At 63.8% G+C, this 16,331-nt stretch carries 15 protein-coding genes, 2 tRNA genes and 1 pseudogene; 5 read left to right on the top strand and 13 right to left on the bottom strand.

Annotated features, from left to right (window positions below; genetic code table 11):
* Nucleotides 1-10: 10 nt before the first annotated feature.
* Nucleotides 11-751, bottom strand: coding sequence for an FHA domain-containing protein (locus tag AC6H4Z_RS04100; protein WP_497545465.1), 741 nt, complete (start codon nt 749-751; stop codon nt 11-13).
* A 304-nt stretch (nt 752-1,055) separates the two neighbouring features.
* Nucleotides 1,056-1,128 (bottom strand) — tRNA-Gln (locus AC6H4Z_RS04095).
* Nucleotides 1,129-1,258: 130 nt separating this feature from the next.
* Between AC6H4Z_RS04095 and AC6H4Z_RS04090 the strand changes: the two genes are divergently transcribed.
* Nucleotides 1,259-2,581 (top strand): hypothetical protein, encoded by a 1,323-nt coding sequence (locus tag AC6H4Z_RS04090; RefSeq protein ID WP_497545464.1) that lies wholly within the window; start codon nt 1,259-1,261, stop codon nt 2,579-2,581.
* Between the two features lie 204 nt (nt 2,582-2,785).
* On the opposite strand, the gene AC6H4Z_RS04085 is transcribed toward AC6H4Z_RS04090, so the two are convergent.
* A tRNA-Ala gene (locus AC6H4Z_RS04085) sits at nt 2,786-2,858 on the bottom strand.
* A gap of 174 nt (nt 2,859-3,032) precedes the next feature.
* On the opposite strand from AC6H4Z_RS04085, the gene AC6H4Z_RS04080 reads away from it, so the two are divergent.
* Nucleotides 3,033-3,989: a threonine ammonia-lyase gene (locus tag AC6H4Z_RS04080; RefSeq protein WP_497545463.1), complete on the top strand. Its 957-nt coding sequence runs from the start codon at nt 3,033-3,035 to the stop codon at nt 3,987-3,989.
* Nucleotides 3,990-4,307: 318 nt separating this feature from the next.
* Here the strand turns inward: AC6H4Z_RS04080 and AC6H4Z_RS04075 are convergent.
* Nucleotides 4,308-4,553 (bottom strand): annotated as a pseudogene (locus tag AC6H4Z_RS04075) (KGG domain-containing protein); the annotation flags it as partial.
* Between the two features lie 364 nt (nt 4,554-4,917).
* On the opposite strand from AC6H4Z_RS04075, the gene rnz reads away from it, so the two are divergent.
* Nucleotides 4,918-5,853 (top strand): ribonuclease Z, encoded by a 936-nt coding sequence (gene rnz, locus AC6H4Z_RS04070; RefSeq protein WP_497545462.1) that lies wholly within the window; start codon nt 4,918-4,920, stop codon nt 5,851-5,853.
* An 18-nt stretch (nt 5,854-5,871) separates the two neighbouring features.
* Here rnz and AC6H4Z_RS04065 read toward each other — a convergent pair whose 3' ends face one another.
* From AC6H4Z_RS04065 to AC6H4Z_RS04055, 3 genes are read right to left on the bottom strand one after another with little or no spacing between them, the layout of a single operon-like run.
* The gene (locus AC6H4Z_RS04065; protein ID WP_497545461.1) at nt 5,872-6,171 is read right to left on the bottom strand and encodes a hypothetical protein; all 300 of its coding nucleotides are present in this window, start codon (nt 6,169-6,171) and stop codon (nt 5,872-5,874) included.
* A gap of 27 nt (nt 6,172-6,198) precedes the next feature.
* Nucleotides 6,199-6,597, bottom strand: coding sequence for a DUF2203 domain-containing protein (locus AC6H4Z_RS04060; protein ID WP_497545460.1), 399 nt, complete (start codon nt 6,595-6,597; stop codon nt 6,199-6,201).
* 42 nt (nt 6,598-6,639) lie between these two features.
* On the bottom strand, nt 6,640-7,134 hold the full coding sequence (locus AC6H4Z_RS04055) for an acyl-CoA thioesterase (RefSeq protein WP_497545459.1): 495 nt from the start codon (nt 7,132-7,134) through the stop codon (nt 6,640-6,642).
* A 1,276-nt stretch (nt 7,135-8,410) separates the two neighbouring features.
* Between AC6H4Z_RS04055 and AC6H4Z_RS04050 the strand changes: the two genes are divergently transcribed.
* Nucleotides 8,411-9,514 (top strand): putative glycoside hydrolase, encoded by a 1,104-nt coding sequence (locus AC6H4Z_RS04050; RefSeq protein ID WP_497547009.1) that lies wholly within the window; start codon nt 8,411-8,413, stop codon nt 9,512-9,514.
* Nucleotides 9,515-9,640: 126 nt separating this feature from the next.
* Here the strand turns inward: AC6H4Z_RS04050 and AC6H4Z_RS04045 are convergent, their stop codons facing one another.
* Together AC6H4Z_RS04045 and AC6H4Z_RS04040 are read right to left on the bottom strand one after the other, a co-directional pair.
* Nucleotides 9,641-10,900: a cysteine desulfurase-like protein gene (locus AC6H4Z_RS04045; protein ID WP_497545458.1), complete on the bottom strand. Its 1,260-nt coding sequence runs from the start codon at nt 10,898-10,900 to the stop codon at nt 9,641-9,643.
* Nucleotides 10,897-11,784: an NAD(P)-dependent oxidoreductase gene (locus tag AC6H4Z_RS04040; RefSeq protein ID WP_497545457.1), complete on the bottom strand. Its 888-nt coding sequence runs from the start codon at nt 11,782-11,784 to the stop codon at nt 10,897-10,899. Before AC6H4Z_RS04040 ends, AC6H4Z_RS04045 begins: the two co-directional genes overlap by 4 nt.
* 34 nt (nt 11,785-11,818) lie before the next feature.
* Between AC6H4Z_RS04040 and AC6H4Z_RS04035 the strand changes: the two genes are divergently transcribed.
* Entirely contained in the window at nt 11,819-12,049 is a 231-nt protein-coding gene (locus AC6H4Z_RS04035; protein ID WP_497545456.1) for a heavy-metal-associated domain-containing protein, read from the top strand.
* A gap of 4 nt (nt 12,050-12,053) precedes the next feature.
* Here the strand turns inward: AC6H4Z_RS04035 and bioB are convergent, their stop codons facing one another.
* Genes bioB through bioF form a run of 4 tightly spaced genes read right to left on the bottom strand, consistent with a single transcriptional unit; the run spans nt 12,054 to nt 16,307 of the window.
* Nucleotides 12,054-13,100: a biotin synthase BioB gene (gene bioB, locus AC6H4Z_RS04030; protein ID WP_497545455.1), complete on the bottom strand. Its 1,047-nt coding sequence runs from the start codon at nt 13,098-13,100 to the stop codon at nt 12,054-12,056.
* Between the two features lie 8 nt (nt 13,101-13,108).
* Nucleotides 13,109-13,816, bottom strand: a complete 708-nt coding sequence (gene bioD, locus AC6H4Z_RS04025; protein ID WP_497545454.1) for a dethiobiotin synthase — start codon at nt 13,814-13,816, stop codon at nt 13,109-13,111.
* Nucleotides 13,813-15,087: an adenosylmethionine--8-amino-7-oxononanoate transaminase gene (locus tag AC6H4Z_RS04020; RefSeq protein ID WP_497545453.1), complete on the bottom strand. Its 1,275-nt coding sequence runs from the start codon at nt 15,085-15,087 to the stop codon at nt 13,813-13,815. The genes bioD and AC6H4Z_RS04020 overlap by 4 nt, the downstream gene beginning before the upstream one ends.
* Entirely contained in the window at nt 15,084-16,307 is a 1,224-nt protein-coding gene (gene bioF / locus AC6H4Z_RS04015; RefSeq protein WP_497545452.1) for an 8-amino-7-oxononanoate synthase, read from the bottom strand. Before bioF ends, AC6H4Z_RS04020 begins: the two co-directional genes overlap by 4 nt.
* Between the last annotated feature and the right edge of the window lie 24 nt (nt 16,308-16,331).

Here is a 16,331-nt window from a genome sequence, read left to right as displayed (position 1 = left end):
TTCCACTTTACTAATGCTCGTGAAAGCGAAGCACCACGGCACCCAACTCGAGTCGGTCTCCCTCGGCAAGCACCCGCGCCGCATCGGTGTCGGCAAGCAGGGTGTCGTTGACGACGAGCGGATTCGTGTGCGAGAGATTCGCGATGTGCCACCGCCCGTCGGTGTAGTCCAATCGGGCGTGTCGGCGGCTGACGGTCGTCGAGCCGAGCCCAACCATACTGGGCGATGGTCCGGCGTCTCGACCGAGGATCACGTGCGGTGGCTCGCCAGGAACGCGGACGAATCGGATCTCACGATCTCGAGTCGAGCCTTGGAGCACCTCGAGGTGACCGGGCAGCAGCTGAAGCGCCTGTTCGCTCGGTCGATAGAAGCGAATGGTCTCCCCTTCCCGGTAATCCTCATCAACCTGCGCGGCGGTGCGTTGGGGTTGTGCGCTCGGGCGATCGTCGGGTTGCCGCCGTACGTGGATGGGGGTCGCTGGAGTGGGGACAACTCTGCTTGCCTGCGGCGTCGCGACCGTGCGCACTGCTCCATTCGAGGGCGTCAGTCCGTTCGAACGAGGCACACCGTTGGCGGTTCCGTTGCCGTTCGGCGCCGTCGGCGAGTGCTGAGCCGCCAGCGAGAAGAAGAGTGGCGGGGGTGTATTACGGGCGAGCGCGCGTCTTCTCACGACCCAACGGCCGACGAGCAGCGCCGCGACGACAACCGCGGCGATGACCAACGCGACGACTCGCACGGACACGGTCGTCATTCCGATCGACCTCTCGAAAAGTGTGGAACGCTCGCTGGTGCTCGCGTTTCGTGTGCATGCGCGCCGGGACAGTCACGGAACGCAGGCAAATCACGGAACCCCCCAACGATGAGATACACTGTGGCGCAGCGCCCGTCCAGCCGGTCGCGCTCGAAAGGCGGATGAGAAGTCCCCAATAACCCGAAGCGCGTAGCCACCGGCACGGATGAGCCCGGCATCCCATCCGCGAACTGGCTGAGGACCTCCCATCTAGTACAACAACGAAAAGCCCGCCATCAGCTAAGTGATGACGGGCCCTCGACAGTTGCCCCTCTAGGTCTCGAACCTAGACTCTCCTCATCCAGAGTGAGGCGTGTTGCCAGTTACACCAAGGGGCAGCGTTTTTTGGGTTTTGTCCCGTTTGACCGGAACCCCTCTGATTATAGTTCGACAACCATTCCTGTTCAACCCCGCAGACGACCTCGACGCAGCACGTCCGCGACGGCTAACCTCAGCACCGACCGCAGTTTGCGCAACCTGCTCAGCCAGCGCCCCTCCGCGCGATCGTGTGTCGCCGCTGCCGCCGCCACCGCCCTCGCCCTCGGCGGATCCGTCGCCTGCTCCGATTCCCTCAGACCGCTCGGCACCTCGCCCGCCGTTGCCCAAGCCCACGCCGAGCAGCTCTTCGAGGGATTCACCGCCCGCTTCAGCCCGAACGAACTCTCGCCCAAGTACGACGCCGCACGCGTTCGATTGGCACAGGCCGCGCTGATTCCGTCCCGCGTCTTCAACGACACTACGGTATGGGAAGCGAGACCGACACCTTCGTCACGGTTGTTGTACGTATCAGGATCGACGGAAAACAATCGCTATCGCCTCGAGACGCGCCCGTCGCTCACGCCGCCGGCGCACCCCGGCGACACACGCCACGTCATCGCACTCGAGCAACTCGCGAATTCCGGCTACGGCTGGGATACACGCGTCGATCTCGCGCTCGGAACCGTATCGGCCGAGGAAATTAGTCTTCTCTTATCGGCGCTGTTCCACGCGCCCGAGGGGCGCACCGAACACGAGATGCGCGAAGAGTGGGCGACGCAGTTTCCACACGCCACTGCGGCATTCGGTCACGGCTTCGCGATCGACTCGTTGCACATCACGCCGGGCGCGCAGGGCGTAACGAGCGTCGCGATCACTGCTGGCTTTCATCCGGAAACGATGAAGGCAACGTATCCGCTGCTCGCCGGCTATCTCGACAAGTATCTCGGTCCCGCGAAATACCATTTCGTGCTCGCCGATCGCGCGGGCGCCACGATGCTCGACGTGTCGGGGCGCGACCGCGCAATGACGATTCGATACCGATTGGAGCAAGGGAAGCTGACGACGCTGTACGGACCGTTGAAGCCGTGGCCGGATTCGCTGCAGCTTACGTCGGACGTATCGCTCAAAGTGAAGGTATTCACCGTTGGCTTTCACGGCTTGGTCAGTGATTTCGTGATCTCGAATACCGGTCACGATCGGGCGTGGACGATCGTGTCGCAGCACGAGCCAAAGTGGGATTTCCCCTTCCTCACCGAACGACTGATTCGTTCGCCGCTACGCCGGCCGTTCGATGGCGCTGGCGCGACGATGCGCTTCGCCGTGCGCGACACCGCCGGCGGTCAGACCGTGCTCTCGCGCCGAGTGCGACTCGACGTTCAGGAGAGCGCGATCATGCGCTTCCTCGGCGGACTCGCCGCGCATGCGTTGGGCGACTTGGATGGTCGAGTGGAGCAGGAAGAGGATCGGTTCATTCGCGATGGCTTTCTCGCGCTGCAGACGGATCTTCGCTCGCTCGTGCCGCATTGGCGCTGACGGGAGGAAAGGGCTGAAAATGAAAAACGCCACCAAGCCGATTGGCTCGTGGCGTTCAGGCCCTTCATTCTTCGAGGAGGCGTCGGTGCTGCCTCGCTCGCCGTCATTGGAACTCTGCGTCCTACCGATCGGCGGCGGGCATATATCCGAAGGGCGATAACTATGCCGATCCTACCTCAAAAACCTCGCAGCGGGATGCTGCTATGGAGCTGACCGGGATCGAACCGGTGACCTCTGCAGTGCGATTGCAGCGCTCTCCCAGCTGAGCTACAGCCCCGCATTTTGACGACTTCGGCCTGGTGCACAACGCCGTGTCACCATGGAAAAGGCCCCGCGCAAAGCGGGGCCGCTCCCGACTTCGTTAAACCTAGAGAGCGGCTAGTGATACGTCAACTGGACGGCCCTGCGAACACGAGGTAACAAACGGCCAAAAGCACGATAGTTTCGTGCGATGTTCTCCTCCCTTCGCGCCACCGACGTCATCGCCGCCGCCGACCGAATTCGGCCGCTCGTCAAACGCACTCCGCTCGTCCGCAGCGCCGCGCTGAGCAACGCCGCGGGCGGCGACGTGTACCTCAAGCTCGAGAATCAACAGACCACCGGTTCGTTCAAGCTGCGCGGTGCGCTGAACGTGTTGGCCACGTTGCCGCCGGAGGTGCGCGCTCGCGGTGTCATCGCATCCTCAGCGGGCAATCACGGACTCGGCGTCGCGTACGCGGCGAAGCACTTCGGCGTGCCAGCGACGATCTTCGTGCCCACGACGGCTCCGAAGGTGAAGCGCGATGGAATCACCGCGCTCGGCGCAACGATCGACACGACGCAGCCGCACTACGACGCCGCGATGGATGCAGCGAAGGCGCTCGCTGCCGAACGCGGTGCGACGTTCATCAACCCGTGCCTCGGCGATATGCTACTCGCCGGCCAGGGAACGGTGGCGCTCGAGATCCTCGGCGACATTCCGGATCTGGCAACGCTCGTCGTCAATGTCGGTGGCGGGGGATTGCTCGGTGGGTGCGGCGCGATCGTGCGTGCGGCAGCGCCAGGCGTGCGCATCGTTGGCGCGCAGAGTGTGAACACGGCGGCAATGTCTCTGTCGCTCGCAGCGGGCCGGATCGTCGAGATCGAGAATGTGCCGACGCTGGCCGATGGGTTGGCCGGTCAGATCGACGATGAGGCGTTCGACATCGGCCAGCGCTCGCTCGACGAGATCGTCACGCTGAGCGAAGACGAGATCGCGAAGGCAATCGCGTGGCTATGGCGCGAAGAGAAGCAGCGCGTCGAAGGTGCAGGCGCGTGCGCGACCGGTGCGCTATTGATGAGAAAAGTGACATCGATCACAACACCGGCTGCGATCGTGGTGAGCGGCGGGAACATCGACGCAGCGAAGTTCGACAAACTCATCGCGTAGTTTCGCCGCACGCCTCACGCCGCACGGTCCCCTCAACGCGAGAAGGACGCGATTCGCCCTTTGCGAGTCGCGTCCTTCTTCGTTCAGCCGACCGACTTCGGACGATCTGACCGATTTTAGTGGTTAGTGATTTCCAAAGCTCTCGCCGCGCGAGGAGCTGTTGTTCGCGTCGAGCGTGTTGTTCGGACGGCGTTCACCACCCAACGAGGCGTTTCCGCCGCGATTGCCCTGCGGATTGGCGCTCACGCCTTCGCTCTGATTGTCGATGGAGACCTGACGGTCGGCACCGGGAGTCGAGCCTGCGCGAGTGTTCTGATATGAGCCATTGAGTGCGTCGCTCGCACCCGTGTTCGCGTGCACACTGGCGCGTGAGCGCGAGTGACCGCGAGCTTCGCCGCCGCGACGTCCGATGGCGGCCATGTGCTCGCGATTGCGGCTCACGGCGACGCCACCTTTGCGTCCCGCTTCCCGCGCCTCGCTCGAGTCGAATTCGTGCGCGGTGCCCTTGGCATGCGCCGCCTTTCCACCCTTGCTCGCGATTTCCTTCTGCTTGGAGCGGTCCATCGATGCGAATCCGCGGTTGCTCCGCGAACGCGCCGACCCGCTCTGCGCGACGCCAGTCGTGGCGCCTTGTCGAGCGTTGTCGTTGGTCGCGTCGCGTTGTCCGCCACGGTCGCCAAGTCCGCCCGGCGTGTTTCGATCGTCGTTGCCCGGTCTGTTCGGCATACTACTCCTCCTGGAGATTTGGCCTTAATCCGATGGTGGACGTTCAGGCCCGCATGTGCGCTTGGTCCGTCGCCATGGGGCACCATGTCACTCGCCGACCATTGCACGTACCCAAGTGTGCAAGTGGCAGGCCGAGGGTGGACGTCACGCACCCTCGTGAGCGCTGCAAAAACGAGTCCAGTTGCGCGCTATATTCACGCGCATGTCGATGAGCATTCGCCTTCTTGGAACTTCTGCATCTCGACCAACCGTCGAACGCAACGTGTCGTCGCTCGCGATTCATCGAGAGGGCGAAACGCTCATGTTCGACTGTGGTGAAGGAACGCAGCGGCAGATGATGCGCTACGGCGTGTCCTTCGCGGTTGAAGACATTTTCTTCACGCACATGCACGCCGATCACTTGCTCGGAGTGATCGGTTTGATGCGCACAATGGCCCTGCAGGGTCGGACCGAGCGTCTTCGCCTGTGGGGGCCGCGAGGTGCAGGGCGAGTTCTCAAACGCGCCGAGGCCCTCGGGTTCGAACGCACCACCTTTCCGCTCGAGATCTTGGAGCTCGAAGCCGGCCAACGACTTGAACGAACCGGCTACGCCATCCTCGCCTTTCCCGTCGACCACCGCGGATCGTCTTCGCTCGGCTACGCTCTCATTGAAGAAGAACGCAAAGGACGATTCAATCCGGATCTCGCGCGCGAATTGGGAATCCCCGAAGGACCGATGTGGGGACAGATCCATCGCGGGCTCGCCGTCACGTTGCCCGACGGACGCGTGATTGAACCACGCGTCCTTGTGGGCGACAAGCGTCCAGGGCGCACCGTCGTGATAACCGGCGACACGCGTCCATGCGCGGCGACGGCCGATGCCGCGCGCAACGCGGATCTGTTGATCCACGAAGCGACGTTCGGCGACGAAGAGGCTGAGCGTGCCGTAGAGACGGGTCATTCGACGGCTCGTGAGGCCGCACTCGTGGCGCGAGAGTCAGGCGTGAGCAGGTTGCTGCTCACACATTTCTCGGCGCGCTACTCGCGCGACGCGGGCGACTTGGAGCGTGAAGCGAAACAGATCTTCGCTCGCACGCTCATTGGAAAAGATGGATTGGAAGTCGACGTCCCATTTCGGGACGTACCATCGCCCGTCTAACGAACCGCCTTCGAACCGTCAGCCGTTCGACGCGTCGGCCGGCAACAGTGGATCCGGCCGCGACACTTTCATCGACCGTCGATATAAGACGGCGAGATCGTCGTTGGTCAACCCTTCTAGGACTTTGGTCCTAGATAGTCGCGACGTCACACTGCGCGCTTCGGGGCCGTTGCTGATGAACCAATTGTATCGATCGAGTCGCGCGCTCACGCCATTCGGATGATGAAAGATCACCATCGCGTTGCTGGAGCCAGGCAAATCGACGTCGACGATCCAATCGCTTCCGTCGGGCGCGCGCCAAATTCGTTTCTTTGCCATGAGTGGGATTCGCTCTGGGACTAAAGTCTAACTCACGAGTTCCGGCGACAGCGGCTGGCGGCTCGTGTAGCCTCCATCGACTTCGTGCCAGAATTGAACATCGCCTTCACCGAGCCGCCAACAAAGCAGCACGTGACGGCCATTCATCTCGCTGGGAAAGTCCACCAGACCGAGACGGCGATCCTTGAGCTGAATACCGAGTGCTTCGAGCTCACGTTGATACCCATCGATTTCTCGCGCGAGTGCCTGCGCGTTTTTCTCCAACTCCTCGGCGCGATCCTTCGGATCGTTCGTGCGGGCCGTCGATGCGACCAGGTCGAGCTCGAGGATCGTCTCACGCCATCGTCGATGCTGCTGCACGATGTCTTCGACGATTTTCCGAACCAGTGGCAGCGTTCGATTCGCATGTTCAGGCGTAAACAGCATAACAAATACTACAGGGATGTAGGGTTTAGGGTGGAGGGAACTTCAACCCTCGACTCTACCTTGCTCTTCGGCCACTCGTTCCTCGAGCCGTCGGCGGCGACGTTGCTCCGCCGCCGCGTAGCGCCGAACTTCGTCCTCCGTTTCTGGCTTTAGCTCGGGCACTTCGATGGGACGACCGTTGCGATCAACGGCAACGAAGGTCAGATAGCACGAATTGGTGTGTCGCCGGCGACCACTGAGCAGGTCCTCCGCCTCCACACGCACGCCAATTTCCATGGACGCTCGACCGACGTAGTTCACGCTCGCCTGCATCACTACGAGGTCGCCGGGATGAATCGGCTCGCGGAAGTCGACGCGGTCGATCGATGCCGTCACGACGCCGGCCCGGCTGTGACGAAAGGCGGCGATCGCCGCGGTCTTGTCCATCATCGAGAGAATGACGCCGCCGAACACATGGCCCATGTTGTTGGCATGTTCGGGCATCATCAATTCGGACGTTTCGTGCCGGCTTTCGCGAACGGTTTTGACGAGACGCATGTCGGGCGACGAGCTGAAGGTTCGACTGGGATGAAGAGGACAGCGCCGCGACGCGCGTCGTGCGGTCGTACGTCGCAGCCTGGTTGAATGCGCGGATCAGTGCCTTCCGCTCGGTGTCGCCCACGGCCGGATGGTCGAGCCAGTCGATGCGACGCAGCGGCGCGAGCAGCGTGGCTACCGGCCACTCGCGACGCACCGTGTCGGCAATCGACACACGGGCGATTTCTCCGGAAGTGTCGTACCGGGCAAGCACGCGGTAGCCCGTTCCCGTCCAGCGATCGTTGCCGGCGTCGTCGGTGAGCGGAAGCGTGGTCACCAGAGCGCGCCACCACCCGGTCGAGTCTCCGTCGATCGGCTCGAGCTCGATGGCGTTGCCCAGCGCCCCTGGCCCGCGGCCCGGAACGCTAAAGGTGATCGTCGGGGCGCCGGCGTCGTCCGACAGCGTGAAGCCGCGGTCGTCGAACTGACGCTGTTCGAGCGCATCGGCGGCACGACGCTCCTCGGGGCGCATGGATCCTCGCGTGGCGAGAATCGAATCGCGAATGGCCTGGTACGCCTTCCGGGCGCTATCGGTGATCCGATCGCCCGTTTCCCGGCCGAACAGGTCGGCGACGACGCTCTCCTTACCCGACCGGAGATCGAGGACGCCACGACGCGTAGAGTGCCACGGCTGCCGCCCTGGGAGGGCCACGTCGACGTGATACTCGTACGAGAGGTACGGACCATAGAGACCAAGAATGTCGACCTGGGCGGTCGCCGAGGTACCGGGGTTGGCCTCACCCTCTTCGTCGGGACTGAGCGGACGCTGGTCGGGATGGGCGCGGGCATACTCGCCGGCAAGGCGAGGAACCGTCGTATCGGCGAAAACGAGCGCCGAATCGCCGGTGATCAGGTCCCGGCGGTAGATCCGCTCTCCGACGAGCAGCGCATCGTCGAAGGAGCGGTCGTCATCGGCGCCGTAAACTTCGAAGAACCGCCCATCGTACCGGGCGAGGACCAGCGGCGCGCCCCGAACGCGGGTCGTGCCAGACGTCGTCGCGACCCAGAACGTGGAATCGGCGCTGCTGAGGAGGAATTCAGCGCGCGGTGGAGGCGAGGAGGGGGTTCGGTCGCGGGAACCAGAGCAAGCGGCGAGCACGATCGCGGTCGCGCAGGCGGCTCGACGAACATGAGCCAGCATCGTGGCAAATATACTGCGTACGAGTGCATGCCCGCGCTCGCTCAAAACCACGGTCACTGGGGTAGTAGATTGTTGTCCGTTCTCTTTCAGGGTCACATGCGCCGTCAATTCATCGCCCTCACCTTCGCCATTGGCTCCATCGCCGAGGCGCAGGCTCCTGCCACTGCCGCAACGACCGCGCGTCGCGCCGATCCAGCACCGACTGCCGTTCGGGCGCTGTACGTCAACCGATGGGCGACGCAGAGCAAGAAGCGCATGGCAAAGTTGATCGCCGCAGCCGACGAAACGGAGATCAATGGGTTCGTCGTCGACATGAAGGACGAGTTTGGCCTCAACTACAAGTCGGCCAATCCAGAGTTCGCAAAGAACGCCGGCACGGCAACGAAAGCCAACGTCACGGCGCTGCTCGACACGCTCAAGGCGCACAAGATCCTGCCCATCGCGCGCATTGTCGTATTCAAGGATTCAGTAACGGCGCGCGTACACCCCGAATGGACGATCCGGAAGACCGACGGCTCCGTGTGGCGCGACAAGAAGGGGCTCGCCTGGGTGAATCCGTATCACCACGAGCTGTGGGACTACAACATTGGCGTGGCCGAAGAGCTGGTGAAGATGGGCTTCGGCGAAGTGCAGTTCGACTACATCCGCTTTCCCGAGCCCTACAAGAGTCTTCCGCCGCAGGTCTTTCCCGACGCCAACAACGTCTCGAAGCCCGACGCGATCGCCGCATACCTCAAGGAAGCCAAGACGCGACTGAACAAACTCGGCGTGCGCTCGACCGCCGACATCTTCGGTCTCGTGACCACGGTGCAGGGTCCGCTCGAAGTGGCGCAGCATTGGGAACGCGTGTCGCCGCAACTCGACGTCGTTCTGCCGATGGTGTACCCATCACACTATCCTCATGGCGAGCTCGGAATCGCGCGGCCGAATGCCGAACCGTATCAGGTAGTCTTCAAGGCGATTTCGAGCGCGCATGCGCGCGACAAGAAGCTCGGCATCACAGAACCGGAGCACGTGCGGCCGTGGCTACAGGCGTTCTCACTCGGGCAGCCGGCCTACGGCGCAGAACAGCTCGAGGCGCAGAAAAAGGCGGTGTACGACGCCGGATACGACGGCTGGGTGTTGTGGAACCCAGGGTCGATTTACGACGTGTATATGCCGGCGCTCGAAAAGACGTTTGTGTCGAGGAAGAAGAGCTAGGCGTTGGGCGCTAGGCGCTAGGTGCTGGGCACTAGAAATTCGGAATGACATTTATACGATGAACGGCCCCGCGGAGGCATCTCTGCGGGGCCGTTCATCACATAGCAACTTCCGAATTTCTAGTGCCTAGTGCCTAGCGCCAAGTGCTTTCACGCCTTCAATCAACCGATCCACTTCGCTTTCGCTCGTGTAGCACGAGCAGCCCACACGAACGAGTCCGTGCGGCAGGACGCCAAGTCGCTCGATGACAGTCGCGGCGTAAAAGTCACCGTTCGACACGTACACGCCGCGCTTGGCGAGCGACGTCGCGACATCATCAGTCGTGTGGCCTTTCAGCGTGAACGATAGCGTCGGGGTGCGCGGCGTGCCCGGCTTTGGCCCGTACAGCGTGAGGCCATCGATTTCGGCGAGCGAGTTCCAGAGCTTCGCGAGTAGATGCTCACCACGCGCGTGCAGCGTGTCGAAGGTCGAACGAAGTGCGTCGCGACGGGTGCGCGACCGTCCGCCGGTGAGCGACGCGAGGAAGTCCACCGCGGCGGCCGCACCAACAATGCCTTCGTGATTCTGAGTGCCGGTCTCCAGCCGCTCGGGCGACTCTTGCGGCGCCGGCTCGAGGCGAGGCGCATCGAGCGATTCGATGATCGCGCGCTTGCCCCAGAGAATTCCGATGTGCGGACCGTAGAACTTGTACGCCGAGCAGCCGAGGAAATCGCAGCCCAGCGCTTCGACGTCGATGAGATTGTGCGGCGCGTAGTGCACGGCGTCGACGAAGACACGCGCGCCGACTGCATGCGCCAACGAAGCCGCGCGCGCGACATCGGTGATGGTGCCGAGCGCGTTCGATGCCGCGCCGATGGCGAGCATCTTGGTCTTCGGCGTGATCGCGGCTTCGAGCGAGCTCCAATCGAGTCGGCCGTCTTCGGTGCGCAGCTTCACAGTGTGCACGGTGACGCCGCGATCCTTCTGTAGCTCGCGCCACGGCGCGATGTTGCCGTGGTGATCGAGCTCGGTGACAACGATCTCGTCGCCCTTGCTCCACTCACGGCCGAGCGCGCGGGCGAGATGGAAGGTGAGCGTCGTCATGTTCTGACCGAACACGATTTCATCGGGACGGCCGTTCACGAAATCGGCGAGCGCCTGACGTGAGCTCGCGATCAGCGCGTCGGTCTCCTCACTCGTCGGATACCGCCAGTGCGTGTTGGCGTTGTGATGGAACAGATAGTCGTCCATCGCCGACACGACAGACCGCGGAACCTGTGTGCCGCCCGGTCCATCGAAGTAGGCAACCGAATGACCGGAGTGCATTCGGGCGAGCGCCGGAAAGTTCGAGCGAATTGCCTCGACCGACGCAACGTTCGTTGAGGTATCGACCATGGTGACGCTCATGCGATCTCCGTTCCGGCCCATTGTTCGACCATTTTCACAACTTCCACATGATCGGCGACCTCGCCCAGCTCGCCGCGCGCGATACGAAACAACTCGGCGGTCAACTGCGTGACGGGCGCCGGAACCTTGTTCTGTCGCGCCAGCTCCGCGGCGATGCCGATGTCCTTCTCCAGGAGCGCCAGACGAAAGGTGCGCGGAAAGGCACGCGTCAGCACACGCTCGGGAATCAAATTCATCGACGAATTCGAACGGCCACTCGACGCGTTGATCACGTCGAGCGCCAGCTTCGGATCCACGCCCTGCTTCACGAGCGTCGCCAATCCCTCGGCCGTGGACAGCAGGTGAATGGCGAGGAAGGCCTGGTTGACTGCCTTCACCGCATCGCCGGCGCCAACCGGGCCGCAGTGGACGATCTTCTGCGAAAAGCTCTCGATCACCTTCCGCACGCGTTCGACCACTGCAGCATCGCCACCGATCATGACGGTGAGCGTTCCCTTCTCCGCCCCGATCACGCCACCGCTCACCGGAGCGTCGAGGAAACCGACGCCCTTCGTGGCGAGCGCCTCGGCGATGACGCGCGAGGTCTGCGGGTCGCCCGAAGTACAGTCAACGACCGTCGCACCCTTTTTGAGGCCAGCGAGAACGCCGTCAGCCCCATCGAGGATGGAGTGGACGTCGGCAGACGTCGAGAAGCAGGTGATGACCACGTCCGCGTCGCGCACCGCTTGGGCGGGCGTGGGTGCCGACTTCGCACCCGACTCGCGCGCAAAGGACTCAGCTCGTTCGGCGGTGCGGTTCCACACCGTGAGGGAAAAGCCCGCGCCGACGATGCGGCTGGCCATTGGGCGACCGATCGCACCCAGGCCGAGGAAGGCGATGTTCATGCGAAGGAAAATACGCCGTCATTATCTTTCGTGCATGATCACCCGAGCCCGCGTCGACGGAATGAGCTGCCAGCACTGCGTGCGGGCGGTATTTACCGCGCTCACCGCCGTGGACGGGATCACCCGGGCCGATGTCTCGATTGGGGCGATCGAGGTGGAGCACGACGGTCGCGTGACCGCCGACCAGCTCCGGGACGCGATCGCGGTCGCCGGGTACGCCGTCGGCGCGTCCGAAACCGACCGTCGGGTGCTGCGGGTCGTCTAGCCGCCTAGTTCTTGCCCGCCGCGAGGAGCCATTCCTCCATGGCCGCCTCATCGAGCGCCGTTCCGTCAGGCGCTTCCAGAACGAAACCGGCGTCACGGATCATTTCGTAGTCGGCGCGCGCGCTCTGGCCCGGCGTGGTCAAGTAATCGCCGATGAAGATCGAGTTCGCCGCGTAGAGCCCGAGCGACTGCATCGAACGCAGGTGCACCTCGCGGCCGCCGGCGATTCGAATTTCCTGCGACGGCAGGATGAACCGATAGAGCGCCAGCACACGCAGGCAGCGGCGCGGGTCGAGTGCGCCGAGCGCTTCGAATGGCGTGCCGGGAATCGGAATCAGGAAGTTCACCGGAACGCTGCGGACGTCGAGCTCGCGCAGCGACAGCGCGAGGTCGATCACGTCCTCGTCGCTCTCGCCCATGCCGATGATGCCGCCGGAGCACGTCTTCATCTTTGAGCGCGCGACGTGTTCGACGGTAGCGACGCGATCGTCGAACGTGTGCGTCGTGACGATCTCGTCGTGAAAGCGCGCCGACGAATTCAGGTTGTGATTCACCTGATCCACACCCGCTTCCTCGAGCTGACGAACGTGATCCTCGGTCAATAGTCCGAGGCATGCGCAGATGTTCATGTCGTAGCGCGATTTCACTTCGCGCACGGCATCGAGCACCTTGTCGAAGACGCGTCCGCCCGGCGTACGCCCGGAAATCACCATGCAGAACGTGCCAACTTTGAGGTTCGACGCACGTTCGGCCGCAGCGAGAATTTTTTCGCGCGCCATGAACGGATACTTCTCGATCTCGGCGCCCGACACGGACGACTGCGAGCAGTAATGACAGTCTTCGGGACAAAGCCCGCTCTGCGCGTTGAGCAGAAAGTGCAGGCGAACGCGATTGCCGTGATACTGGCGACGCACGCGATACGCGGCCGCAAGTTGATCGAGGAGTTGCTCGTCGGGAGCCGAGAGCACCGCGCGGGCATCATCGCGCGAAAGCAGTTCGCCAGCAAGCGCTCGGTCGGCGAGCTCGTTCCAGTTGGTCGACGCAGTCAGCATGACAGCAGTTAAACGGGGTTCGGCATGGCGATCGGCGCGATCAACTCCACCAATCCACTTTGCTCGGCGACGGTCGCTATTGCATCAAGATCGTTCGGGTCGGCCATCCACGGAAGCTCGACGACCGTCACGCCCTCCAACTCGCGGATCACATGCGCGTTGTCTGGTACCGACGAATCGGCTTGTAACGGCGTCACCTGATTGAGCACGACGCAACGCACGCGAAGGCCCGCCACCCGCGCCGCGGAGAGTGTAAGGCGGACGTGGTTGATGACGCCTAGGCGGTTCGCTGCGACCACCACCAAGTCCAGCGCCCACCGGGCAAACAGCCCGTCGAACGACACATCTTCGGTGATCGGCACGAGCAGCCCACCCGCGCCTTCCACCAGCAGCACGTCGTATCCGGCCGATGCTTGGCGTACACTCTCGTCGAGCGCCTCGAAATCGATTCGTTCGCCCGCCAGGCGAGCGGCGACAATCGGCGCACTCGGATGCGAGAAGGTGATTGGCGCGACCACAGACAAAGGCCGCTCGTCGCCCGCGGCGCGAGCCAACCGAGCACCGTCGCGCGATGGATCCTCCGGCGACACACCCGTCTCGAGCGGCTTCATGGCGCACATGCGCAGACCGCGACGCGCAAACGCTCGGGCGAGCGCGCACGACACCACGGTCTTGCCTATGCCAGTGTCGGTTCCCGTGACGCCGATCCGAATCACCGCGCCTCCGCGAACTCGCCGATCACATCGTACGCGCAGGCGAGGTCCGCCGGCGTGACGCAATACGGCGGAAGAACGTACACCGTGTTGCCGAGTGGTCGGAGTAGAACCCCGCGCTCGAGCGCGAAGCGGCGGAGCGCGGGACCGACTTCGCTCAGGTAGCCGTTGCGCCCGGCATCCAGTTCCAGCGCGAGCACGGTTCCCAGAACACGCGTGTTCGTCACGCCCGGTAGCGCAGCGAGCGTCGCGGCGGCTTTACGATGCTCACGCTCGATCGCCTCACGCCGAGCGGCGGATTTGTCGTCGAGCAGTGCAAGCGACGCAAGCGACGCGGCACACGCTATCGGGTTGGCCGTGAATGAGTGTCCGTGAAAGAGCGTTCTTGTACGATCATCCGACCGGAACGCGGCGAAGAGCTCTTCAGTCGCCAGCGTGGCGCCGAGCGGAACGAAGCCGCCGGTCAGGCCCTTCGAGAGACACATCAAATCGGGTGACACGCCGGCGTGCATACACGCGAACATCGGACCCGTGCGGCCAAAGCCAGTGAGCACTTCGTCGGCGATGAGCAGAATGCCACGCGCCGCCGTGAGCTCCCGCATCTCCCGGAGCACCGACGCCGGCCACATGCGCATTCCGCCGGCTCCAATCAGCAGCGGCTCTACGATGACAGCCGCGAGCTCCTTGCCGCGTGTGGCGAGCAATCGCTCGAGCGCACCAACTACATCGCCGGCGACGGGATCCGGCAATCGTGCGACCTCAAAGAGCTTCGCCGCGAATGGGTCGGTGAACAGTCCGCGATCGCTCACGCTCATCGCGCCGAACGTATCGCCGTGATACGCGTTCTCGAGCGCCGCGATCAGCCGCCGATCCTCGCCGCGATTCTGCCAGTACTGGAGCGCGATCTTCACGGCGACTTCCACCGCAGTGGATCCGTCGTCGGAAAAGAAGACACGCTGGAGTCCGGCCGGAGCTCGCGCGATCAGTTCTGCGGCGAGTCGCGCCCCTGGTTCATGCGTGAACCCGGCGAAGATCACCTGCTCCAGCGTCCGCGCTTGCTCAGCGATCGCCTCGGCGACCTCTGGTTGTGCGTGACCGTGCAGCGTCACCCACCACGACGAGATCGCGTCGAGAATTCGTTTACCAGAGCGGTCGATCAGATATGCGCCATTGGCGCTCGCAATCTCGACCGGCGCGTCCGGAAGACCGTGTTGGGTGTACGGATGCCAAACGAAGCGCGCGTCGGCGGCGTTGACGTCGAAGTCGGGCGTCATGTACGAAGGGCGATGGCCAGCGCGTCGCCGAGTGCGGCAATGTGCTCGGCGGTGTGAGCGGCGCTGAGCGTGATGCGAAGTCGAGCGCCACCAACTGGGACCGTCGGCGGCCGAACGGCGCCAACAAGGAAGCCGCGCTGCGCGAGTTCCCTTCCTATACGTACAACGCGCGCGTCATCGCCAACCGGGACAGGCACGATGTGCGTCCCACTCGCGCCCGCGGCGGCCGTGATCGGCACGCCGGCAGTCCGAAGCGCATCGTGCAGCAGTCCCAGATTGTGCTTCACACGGTCACGGCGCTCCGGCTCCGTGGCAGCGATGCGCAGGGCGGCTTCGGCAGCCGCAGCCTGTGCCGGAAGCATGGCCGTCGAAAAAATGAACGAGCGCGCGCGGTTGACGAGAAACTGCGCGAGCGTCGCCGACCCGTAGACGAACGCGCCAGCGGCGCCGAATGCCTTACCGAGCGTGCCGACGGTGACGTCGATCTGGCCGTGGAGTCCGAGCAGGCTTGGCGTTCCGCGTCCGGCATCGCCGACCACACCGACAGCGTGCGCGTCGTCGACGTAGGTCCACGCGTCAAACCGACGCGTGAGGTCCACGATCTCGGCGAGCGAGGCGAAATCGCCGTCCATCGAGAAGAGTCCGTCGGTGACGATCAGCGCACGTCGCGACGCGCCACGATGTCGATCGAGCAGCGCGGCGAGTTCGTCGACGTCGCCGTGCGCAAAGACGTGGACGTCGGCGCGGCTCAGCCGGCATCCATCGATCAGCGATGCGTGATTGAGCGAGTCGGAGAAGATGGCATCGCCCCGCCCAACGAGCGCCGGAATGATTCCGACGTTCGCCGCGTAGCCACTCGAAAAGGTCAGCGCACGCTCGGCAACGAACAGCTCGGCCAAGGTGGCTTCCAGGCGCTCGTGCTCCGGGTGGTTCCCGGCAATCAGCCGCGACGCCGTGGCACCAACTCCTTGCTCGGCGACGACGCGGGCCGCAGCATCTCCGATGCGCGGATCCGACGCCAGGCCTAGATAGTCGTTGGAGCTAAAATCGACGGCGGAGCCAAATTCCGTGTCGACGACGGCGCCGCGGCGGTTGCCGACCCTACGGAGGATTCGTTCGCGGTCGCGGTCTCGGAGATGCGTGAGCTCGGCAGCCAGCACCTCGTCGAGAGTCAGCTGCCGAGTGGATGGGAACGGCGGTTCAACGGAAGGGATAGCCACGATTCAGGCTAACCCGGGGTGGTC

The organism is Leucogemmata humicola, assembly GCF_055379415.1.
Note: the sequence above shows the minus strand (reverse complement) of the source record. Positions and strands in the feature narration are given on the sequence as shown.